This window comes from Streptomyces sp. NPDC046203 (assembly GCF_040646255.1).
GTDB lineage: Bacteria > Actinomycetota > Actinomycetes > Streptomycetales > Streptomycetaceae > Streptomyces.
This window is the reverse complement of sequence record NZ_JBEYZX010000089.1, coordinates 1-9,268: the sequence shown is the minus strand read 5'-3', so window position 1 is coordinate 9,268 and position 9,268 is coordinate 1. Positions and strand designations below refer to the sequence as shown.

The window sequence follows — 9,268 nt, the reverse complement described above, 5'->3', positions numbered from 1 at the left end:
GCCCCGCCCGGGGGGGGGTTCTGTTTCGCCCTTTGGTGTGGTTCCCCCGCGTGGCCCCGGCCCTGGTTCTTACCCCCCCCCCCCCCCCCCCCCCCCCCCCCCCCCCCCCGGGGGGGCCCCGACGACAGGTCAGACGGCAGGTCGACGGTCAAGGGACCGTTGACGGGGTCTTGATTACCAGATGGGAGGCACCGCTCAGGCGGCGTTCCGGGGAAGGAGCGGGGGCGAAGCGCGGCCCGCCGGGCCCGGTGGTGGGTTTCCGAGCAGGATATGGCGGTGCCGGCGACCGGGGAGGCCGGGTGAACGGGATACCGGGACGATCACGAAGACTGCTCCGATCGGGTGAACGGTCTTGACTGAGGGAACCGGACGGGGGTGGGCGGGGACGGGCGAGCGGGGGTGTGACGGAGGTCCCCCGGCGCCCGCCCGGCGCGACGGCCGGGAGGCCGCCCCGCCCGCGCCGCTTCCGTCCGCGTGCCCGTGCTGCGGTGGTTTCATTCCGTTTTCATACGGTTCTGGAGCCCGTAAAGCAGCAATACCGCGCCCCGGCGGCGCCCGCACCCCGGCGCGGGACGGCCCGCGCGCGCCCCACTTCCGCGTGTGGCCGGAAGCGGTCTCCCGATGTCGCTGATACCCTGGTACCCCGTGGACCGGTGGTTGACGGCGAGAGCCGAGGACACCGAAACCGCAGCGACGGCGACCCCGGAATCCTTCCGGAGCGAACGCCGGTACGCACCCTCCAGAACGCGACCACGGGAGCCCCCTCTTGGCGATGCCGCCCAAAACCACGACGACCAAGCACATCTTCGTCACCGGGGGTGTCGCCTCCTCCCTCGGCAAGGGCCTGACCGCATCGAGCCTGGGCGCGCTCCTCAAGGCCCGCGGTCTGCGGGTCACGATGCAGAAGCTCGACCCGTACCTCAACGTCGACCCGGGCACGATGAACCCCTTCCAGCACGGTGAGGTGTTCGTCACGAACGACGGCGCCGAGACCGACCTGGACATCGGCCACTACGAGCGCTTCCTCGACGTCGACCTCGACGGCTCGGCCAACGTCACCACCGGCCAGGTCTACTCGCAGGTCATCGCCAAGGAGCGGCGCGGCGAGTACCTCGGTGACACCGTGCAGGTCATCCCGCACATCACCAACGAGATCAAGTCCCGGATCCGCCGCATGGCGACCGACGACGTCGACGTCGTCATCACCGAGGTCGGCGGCACGGTCGGCGACATCGAGTCGCTGCCGTTCCTGGAGACCGTCCGCCAGGTCCGTCACGAGGTCGGCCGCGACAACGTCTTCGTCGTGCACATCTCGCTGCTGCCCTACATCGGCCCCTCCGGCGAGCTGAAGACCAAGCCGACCCAGCACTCGGTCGCCGCCCTGCGCAACATCGGCATCCAGCCGGACGCCATCGTGCTGCGCGCCGACCGCGAGGTCCCGACCGCCATCAAGCGCAAGATCTCGCTGATGTGCGACGTCGACGAGGCCGCGGTCGTCGCCGCGATCGACGCCAAGTCGATCTACGACATCCCGAAGGTGCTGCACGCCGAGGGCCTGGACGCCTATGTCGTCCGCAAGCTCGACCTGCCGTTCCGCGATGTGGACTGGTCCGTCTGGGAGGACCTCCTGGACCGCGTCCACAACCCGGAGCACGAGGTCACCGTCGCGCTCGTCGGCAAGTACATCGACCTGCCCGACGCCTACCTGTCGGTCACCGAGGCCATGCGTGCCGGCGGCTTCGCCAACCGCGCCCGGGTCAAGGTCAAGTGGGTCACCTCCGACGACTGCAAGACCCCGGCCGACGCCGAGAAGCACCTCGGCGACGCCGACGGCATCCTGATCCCCGGCGGCTTCGGCGACCGCGGTGTGGCCGGCAAGGTCGGCGCGATTCGCTACGCCCGTGAGAACAAGGTCCCGCTGCTCGGCATCTGCCTCGGCCTCCAGTGCATCGTCATCGAGGCCGCGCGCAACCTGGCCGACATCCCGGACGCCAACTCCACCGAGTTCGACCCGGCCACCGCGCACCCCGTCGTCTCGACGATGGAGGAGCAGCTGGCGTACGTCGAGGGCGCGGGCGACCTGGGCGGCACCATGCGTCTCGGCCTGTACCCGGCGAAGCTCGCCGAGGGGTCGGTCGTGCGCGAGGCCTACGCCGACGAGCCGTCCGTCGAGGAGCGCCACCGTCACCGCTACGAGGTGAACAACGCGTACCGCGCGGAGCTGGAGAAGAAGGCCGGTCTGGTCTTCTCCGGCACCTCCCCGGACAACAAGCTCGTCGAGTTCGTCGAGTACCCGCGGGAGATCCACCCCTACCTGGTCGCCACCCAGGCGCACCCGGAGCTCAAGTCCCGCCCGACCCGCCCGCACCCGCTCTTCGCGGGCCTGGTGAAGGCGGCCGTCGAGCGCAAGACGGGCAAGCCGGCGCAGTAACCGTCCGGTATTAACGTTGCCGGGGTGCGGGTCCTTCACGGGACCCGCGCCCCGGCTTTCGTATACGCGGGCGGCACGCCACGCCCACCGCGGACATCTGGACATCTGGAAGGACGACCGATGCAGGTGCAGGACACCCCGGAGGAGTGGCGGATCACCGCCACCACCACCCCGTTCACCGGCAACAAGACGAGTGTCCGCACGGACGACGTGATCATGCCGGACGGCACGGTCGCCCGCCGCGACTACCAGGTGCACCCCGGTTCCGTCGCGGTCCTCGCCCTCGACGAGCAGGACCGGGTCCTGCTGCTCAAGCAGTACCGGCACCCGGTGCGGCAGAAGCTGTGGGAGATCCCGGCGGGCCTGCTCGACGTACCCGGCGAGAACCCGCTGCACGCCGCGCAGCGCGAGCTGTACGAGGAGGCCCACGTCAAGGCCGAGGACTGGCGGGTCCTCACCGACGTCTACACCACCCCGGGCGGCTGCGACGAGGCCGTACGGATCTTCCTGGCCCGCGGGCTGTCGGAGGCGGAGGGCGAGCGCTTCGAGGTCTCCGAGGAGGAGGCCGACCTGGAGTACGCGCGCGTGCCCCTCGCGGACCTGGTCCGCGGCGTCCTCGCCGGCGAGCTGCACAACAACTGTCTGGTCGTCGGTGTCCTCTCCTTGTCGGCCGCCCGCGCGGCCGGGGCGCTCGACTCGCTGCGCCCGGCGGACGCGCCCTGGCCGGCCCGGCCCTTCGAGGCGTAGGACGGTCCGGGGAGCACCGGCTCCCCGGCGGTGCGGCGGAGGTCAGGCGGCCGGGCGCGCGGTGCGACCGCGGCCCGTGCCGGTGCGGCGGAGGTCCCGGGCGGCGAGGGCGATCATGACGGCGGGGACGAGGATGTCGGCCGCCAGGATGCCGCCGGTGTTCCCGGGGGCGTGGTCGCCGTGGGCGAACCACTGGTGGACGTGACCGATCGCGGCTCCCCACAGGAAGGCGGCAGCCGCGAGCCCGCTGGTGAGACGCTCGCGGGGCGAGGCGGACGCGCCGCGGAACCCCAGTACGGCGAGGCCGAGGTTGGCGAAGGCGATCTCGAACTGGAACGGCGAGTGGGCGAAGCCGATGGCGTCGGCCATGCCCTCGGGGTCCGCCAGGAACGAGACGGTGATCCACAGGCTTCCGAAACCGAGGGCGCCCACGGCCCACCAGCGCTGCCAGATCTCGGCCGCCGGCCGGTCCGGGCCGTGGCGGCGGCAGCTCAGCATCGCTCCGAGGGCGGGCACGATCATGAAGAGCAGTGGGAAGGTCGTCTGCACGGCATAGGGGAAGTGGCCCATGACCCGAGTGTGCGTCGTGTCCCCGCTCGCCGAGAGCCCGGAGAGCCCAGAGAGCCCAGAGAGGCCAGAGCGTCCAGGCCCGGAGAGGCCGGAGGGCCCAGGGAGACCAAGCCGCGCGACCCGGCCCCGGCCACAGCCCCCGCTCCGGCCCCAGCCCCAACCCCCGCCCCGCTCCCGCGCCGCTTCCGGTCCCGGGTGACGCAGGTGCCCTCCGTCCGGCCCAGTTCATGCGGCCGTACGGACGCGGTCCTTCACTCCCTACCAGTCTGACAATCTGCTGATCCGATTGAGGGATCCACCCGCCGCGCTCCGCCCGGTCCACCACCTGGGCTGAACTACGCTCGGGATCGCCCGTGCGGAGCCCCCGCGGGCATTCGTGCGCAGGTGGACGGGAGCGTGGCCCGTGACGGATCAGGCGGTGGCGGCGGTCGGCCCGCGGTTCTACGGCCGTCAGCGGGAACTCAAGGCGCTGACGGCCGATATCGGACGCACCGGGCTCGACACCCTCACCGGTCGCAAGGTTCCGCGTGCCCGCGTGCTGCTCATCGCCGGGCAGCCGGGCTCCGGCCGGACCTCGCTCGCCGAGGAGCTGGCCGGCTCGCTCGCCGACGGCTACCCGGACGGTGTGTTCCGGGTCCGGCTCACCGAGCCCGGCGGGGACCCGGTGCCCACCGCCCGGGCCGCCCGCGAACTGCTCGACGCGCTCGGCGTCGCCGAGCCCCCCGGCGCCGCCGAGGACGAACTCACCGCGCTCGTCCGCGATGCCTTCGCCGGGCGCCGCGCGCTGCTCCTGCTCGACGACGCCGTCGACGCCGAGCAGGTCGACCCGCTGCTCCCCGACAACCCCGACGTCCTCGTCATCGGTGTGGCCCGGGGCCCGCTCACCGGTATCCCGGACGTCCGGCCCTGCACCCTGGGCGGCCTCGACTCCAAGTCGGCCATCGAACTGCTCACCTCCTATACGGGCACCGTCCGGGTCACCGTCGACCCGCAGGCCGCCGAGAGCCTGGCCGAGGAGTGCGGCGGGCTGCCCGGGGCGCTCGTCCTGGCGGGCGGCTGGCTCGCCACCCGCCCCCGGGCCTCCGTCGCCGACTTCACCAAGCGGCTGCGCGGCCAGAGCGGCGACGGCCCGGTCGCCCGTACCTACGCCCTGCTCCACGACGCGCTGTCGCCGACCGCCGCCCGGATACTGCGTCACCTGAGCCTCGCCCCGCTCGGCCGGGCCGACGCCCACACCGCCTCCGCGCTCGCCGGCTGCTCCGTCTCCACCGCGCAGACCACCCTCGCCGACTTCGCCGCGCTCGGCCTGGTCCGTCAGACCCTCGCCGGGGACGGACAGTACGACGTGCCCGGGCATCTGGTGCCGCTGCTCAAGGCGGGCCTCGCGGAGCACGACCGGCCGGCCGAGGTGCAGCTCGCCCGGGCCCGGATGCTGGAGCGGACCGTACGGCTGCTCCAGTCCAGCCGCGCGGTCACCGAGCCCGAGGACTCCCCGGCCCGCCGCAAGCTGGAGGGGCTGCCCCGCGCCCTGCGCTTCACGGACCAGGAGGAGGCCGCCGAGTGGCTCGCCGGCCGCCGCCCGGTGCTGCTCGCCTCGGCCCGACTGGCCGTCGCCGACGGGGAGTTCGACACCCTGGCCCGGCGGCTGATCGCGGCTCTGGTACGGGCGCTGGCCGCGCACCGGGGGGCCGAGACCGCCGCCCCCGATCTGTACGGGCTGCACCGTCTCGTCCTGGACGTGGCCGAGCGGCACGAGCTGCACCGCGAGCGGGCCGCGGCCCTGCTGAACCTGGCCGACCTGGACGCCCGGACCGGACGTACCCAGGAGGCTCTGCTGCGATATCGGTCGGCATTGGATGCCGGCAGGGTGGCAAATGATCCGTACGCGACCGGTCGGGCGATGGAATCCGTAGCCGGCGCGTATCAGGAGCTGGGAGACTGGCAGCGGGCCGGCGACTGGTACGGGCGGGCCCTGGCCCAGCGGCTGGCCCGTGACGAGCGGGCCGACCAGGCCCGGCTCTACGGCCGGATCGGCGCCGTCCACACCTACGCGGGCCGCTACGGGGAAGCCCTGCGCAACTGGCGGGCCGCCGCCGCGGGCTATCGGCGACTGGCCGATCTCCCGGGCTACGCAAGGGCGTTGAGCGAGGCGGCGCGGGTTCAGGAGTACGCGGGCCGCCCGCAGGAAAGCCTGCGGACCTGCGAGGAGGCGGTCGACTGGGCCCGTCAGGCGGGGGACGAGCGGCTCCAGGCGGCGCTGCGGCTCCGGCTGGCGGACACGCTGGACCGGCTCGGCGACCCGGCGGCGGCGGGTCTGCACAGGTCGGCGGCCGATCGACTCCTTGGAATCGAAGGCTCCGCCTACGAAATCCGCAGTGCTTTTGAGGAAGATTAGTACTTTGAAAGGCTAGACAGAGGGAACTCCTTCATTAGACTGGGTGCGTCGCGTTGAGGCGCGGTCTGTCCCGGTGTGCTGCGTTGCCTCCGGGTATGTATGGCTGTGTCCGTGGTCCGTCCGGGCCGTGGGCGCGCCGCCCAGGCAGTACCCCGCAGTACCCCCCTCTGCGTTCCCCCCGCAGATTTCCTGTTTATCCCCTGATTCAAGGACCGTGATCGACGATGAAGGTCGGCATCCCCCGCGAGGTCAAGAACAACGAGTTCCGTGTGGCCATCACCCCGGCCGGCGTCCACGAGCTCGTCCGCAACGGCCACCAGGTCTTCGTCGAGCAGAACGCCGGTGTCGGCTCCTCCATCACGGACGAGGAGTACGTGGCCGCCGGTGCCGAGATCCTCGGCACCGCCGACGAGGTCTGGGCCACCGCCGACCTGCTGCTCAAGGTCAAGGAGCCGATCGCGGAGGAGTACCACCGCCTCCGCAAGGACCAGACGCTCTTCACCTACCTGCACCTGGCCGCCTCCAAGGAGTGCACGGACGCGCTGCTCGCCTCCGGCACCACCTCCATCGCCTACGAGACGGTCGAGACCGCCACCCGCGCGCTCCCGCTGCTCGCCCCGATGTCCGAGGTCGCGGGCCGGCTGGCCCCGCAGGTCGGCGCCTACCACCTGATGCGCCCGACCGGCGGCCGCGGTGTGCTGCCCGGCGGCGTCTCCGGCACCCACGCCGGCAAGGCCGTCGTCATCGGTGGCGGTGTCTCCGGCTGGAACGCCACCCAGATCGCCGTCGGCATGGGCTTCCACGTGACCCTGCTCGACAAGGACATCAACAAGCTCCGCGAGGCCGACAAGGTCTTCGGTTCCAAGGTGCAGACGCTCGTGTCCAACGCCTTCGAGCTGGAGAAGGCCGTCGTCGAGGCCGACCTCGTCATCGGCGCCGTCCTCATCCCGGGTGCCAAGGCCCCGAAGCTGGTCACCAACGAGCTCGTCGCCAAGATGAAGCCCGGAAGTGTCCTTGTCGACATCGCGATCGACCAGGGCGGCTGCTTCGAGGACTCGCACCCGACCACCCACACCGAGCCGACCTTCCCGGTCCACAACTCGGTCTTCTACTGCGTCGCCAACATGCCGGGCGCGGTTCCGCACACCTCCACCTACGCCCTCACCAACGCCACGCTGCCCTACATCGTGTCGCTGGCGAACAACGGCTGGGTCGAGGCGCTGCGCCGTGACGCCGCGCTGGCCAAGGGTCTCAACACCCATGACGGCAAGGTCGTTTACGAGGGTGTCGCCGAGGCGCACGGCTACGAGCACACCGAGCTGAGCAGCCTCCTGGGCTGACGTCCCGCCGGCGCCGGGGTCAACCCCGCCGTCAACCTCACGCATCGGGCCGGACCTTGTCGAGCAAGGTCCGGCCCGATGTGCGTCCGGCCCCGCCCGGGCCCGCCCGGCGGTGGGACGACTCGCCGCGAAGGTGACTCTTCAACCGTTTCGCGCACCCCCGAAAATCGTGGTTCGCCGTCCGTGCACCCTTGACAGAAAGGTGTTCGGTTGCCGACACATCGGGCCGGGTCCGGCGGATTGTGTTGCTGCGGACCGGTGACACGCCATAGAGTCGCCAACCGTCGGCATGGTGCCACGCTGACCTATCGATAAATGTTCCTGGTCACATCCAAGGAGGTAAGACGACTTGTGAATGAGTCGACATTTACTCCCGGGGGTGGCGCGCCAGGGGCCCCGATCGGCTCCGTCGCGGTGCGGACCTTCGCGACGCACCAGCCCATGACGACAGCCCATACGATGAAGATGACGGACGGCCTACACGTGAACGCCACGGCCGGCAACGAGATGGGCCGAGAGTCCACCCACTTCGCCGCCTACGACGAGGTGCCCGAGGGGCACTTCTACGACCCCGACGCCGAGTACGAGCCCGACCCGGAGTACGCGGCCACCCTCGCACCGGACGCTGCCCGTCAGCGCCGCGAGCGGATCGGCCCGACCGGACGTCCCCTGCCGTACTTCCCGATCCCGGGCCCGCTGACCGACCACGGTCCCGCGAAGATCATCGCGATGTGCAACCAGAAGGGCGGCGTCGGCAAGACCACGTCGACCATCAACCTGGGCGCCGCGCTCGCCGAGTACGGACGGCGGGTCCTGCTCGTCGACTTCGACCCGCAGGGCGCCCTCTCGGTCGGCCTCGGCGTCAACCCGATGGAGCTCGACCTCACCGTCTACAACCTGCTCATGGAGCGGGGCATGTCGGCGGACGAAGTGCTGCTCAAGACGGCCGTGCCCAACATGGACCTGCTGCCGAGCAACATCGACCTGTCGGCCGCCGAGGTCCAGCTGGTCAGCGAGGTCGCGCGCGAGTCGACGCTCCAGCGGGCGCTGAAGCCGCTGATGAACGACTACGACTACATCGTGATCGACTGTCAGCCCTCGCTCGGCCTGCTCACCGTGAACGCCCTGACGGCCGCTCACAAGGTCATCGTGCCGCTGGAATGCGAGTTCTTCGCGCTGCGCGGCGTGGCCCTGCTCACCGAGACCATCGAGAAGGTCCAGGAGCGGCTCAACCCCGAGCTGGAACTCGACGGCATCCTCGCCACCATGTACGACTCCCGTACGGTGCACTCGCGCGAGGTCCTGGCGCGCGTCGTCGAGGCGTTCGACGACCACGTCTACCACACCGTCATCGGCCGGACCGTGCGCTTCCCGGAGACCACCGTCGCGGGCGAGCCCATCACCACGTACGCCTCGAACTCCGTGGGTGCCGCCGCCTACCGCCAGCTCGCCAGGGAGGTGCTCGCCCGGTGTCACGCCGAGTGAGTCTGCCCGGCGCCGACGAACTGTTCCGTACGACCGGGGGGACGTCGCTGACGTCCTCCACGCCGCGCCGGACCGTTCCGGCACCGGCCGGCGAGAGCGACTCGGCCGCCGCGGCCGCGCCGCCGGCCGCCGGGGGCGGGGCGGAGCACTCCCCGGCCGAGGCCGAGACGGCCGAACCGCGCGCCCGGGAGACCGGGAACCCGGGGTGTTCGAACTGAAGGACGCGGCCGAGAGCGGCCATGTGTCGTGGGGCCCCACGCTGTTCGCCACGGTCATCGCCTTCGTGGTCGGCTACGCGGT

The 9,268-nt window shown here is 71.5% G+C and carries 7 protein-coding genes and 1 pseudogene; 7 read left to right on the top strand and 1 reads right to left on the bottom strand.

Going from position 1 to position 9,268, the window contains the following annotated elements; genetic code table 11:
* Nucleotides 1-772 precede the first annotated feature (772 nt).
* Together ABZ990_RS30920 and ABZ990_RS30915 are read left to right on the top strand one after the other, a co-directional pair.
* Nucleotides 773-2,431: a CTP synthase gene (locus tag ABZ990_RS30920; protein ID WP_361238856.1), complete on the top strand. Its 1,659-nt coding sequence runs from the start codon at nt 773-775 to the stop codon at nt 2,429-2,431.
* Between the two features lie 120 nt (nt 2,432-2,551).
* Nucleotides 2,552-3,178: an NUDIX domain-containing protein gene (locus tag ABZ990_RS30915; RefSeq protein WP_361238853.1), complete on the top strand. Its 627-nt coding sequence runs from the start codon at nt 2,552-2,554 to the stop codon at nt 3,176-3,178.
* Nucleotides 3,179-3,220: 42 nt separating this feature from the next.
* On the opposite strand, the gene ABZ990_RS30910 is transcribed toward ABZ990_RS30915, so the two are convergent.
* Entirely contained in the window at nt 3,221-3,748 is a 528-nt protein-coding gene (locus ABZ990_RS30910; RefSeq protein WP_361238850.1) for a DUF6790 family protein, read from the bottom strand.
* Nucleotides 3,749-4,151: 403 nt separating this feature from the next.
* On the opposite strand from ABZ990_RS30910, the gene ABZ990_RS30905 reads away from it, so the two are divergent.
* From ABZ990_RS30905 to ABZ990_RS30885, 5 genes and pseudogenes are all read left to right on the top strand, one after another.
* Nucleotides 4,152-6,143, top strand: coding sequence for a tetratricopeptide repeat protein (locus ABZ990_RS30905; protein ID WP_361238847.1), 1,992 nt, complete (start codon nt 4,152-4,154; stop codon nt 6,141-6,143).
* A gap of 224 nt (nt 6,144-6,367) precedes the next feature.
* Complete coding sequence (gene ald / locus ABZ990_RS30900; RefSeq protein ID WP_361238843.1) at nt 6,368-7,483, top strand: alanine dehydrogenase; 1,116 nt, start codon at nt 6,368-6,370, stop codon at nt 7,481-7,483.
* A gap of 459 nt (nt 7,484-7,942) precedes the next feature.
* Entirely contained in the window at nt 7,943-8,968 is a 1,026-nt protein-coding gene (locus tag ABZ990_RS30895) for a ParA family protein (RefSeq protein WP_345492490.1), read from the top strand.
* A complete protein-coding gene (locus ABZ990_RS30890; protein WP_361238860.1) occupies nt 8,953-9,186 on the top strand; it encodes a hypothetical protein in 234 nt (77 codons plus the stop codon). The genes ABZ990_RS30895 and ABZ990_RS30890 overlap by 16 nt, the downstream gene beginning before the upstream one ends.
* Nucleotides 9,171-9,268, top strand: a pseudogene (locus ABZ990_RS30885) (undecaprenyl-diphosphatase); the annotation flags it as partial. The gene ABZ990_RS30890 and the pseudogene ABZ990_RS30885, both read left to right, overlap by 16 nt.

What these genes read in the sequence shown, in the direction of transcription:
- ABZ990_RS30910 (WP_361238850.1), bottom strand. Translation starts at nt 3,748, where the DNA reads ATGGGCCACTTCCCCTATGCCGTGCAGACGACCTTCCCACTGCTCTTC.
- ald (WP_361238843.1), top strand. Translation starts at nt 6,368, where the DNA reads ATGAAGGTCGGCATCCCCCGCGAGGTCAAGAACAACGAGTTCCGTGTG.
- ABZ990_RS30920 (WP_361238856.1), top strand. Translation starts at nt 773, where the DNA reads ATGCCGCCCAAAACCACGACGACCAAGCACATCTTCGTCACCGGGGGT.
- ABZ990_RS30895 (WP_345492490.1), top strand. Translation starts at nt 7,943, where the DNA reads ATGAAGATGACGGACGGCCTACACGTGAACGCCACGGCCGGCAACGAG.
- ABZ990_RS30915 (WP_361238853.1), top strand. Translation starts at nt 2,552, where the DNA reads ATGCAGGTGCAGGACACCCCGGAGGAGTGGCGGATCACCGCCACCACC.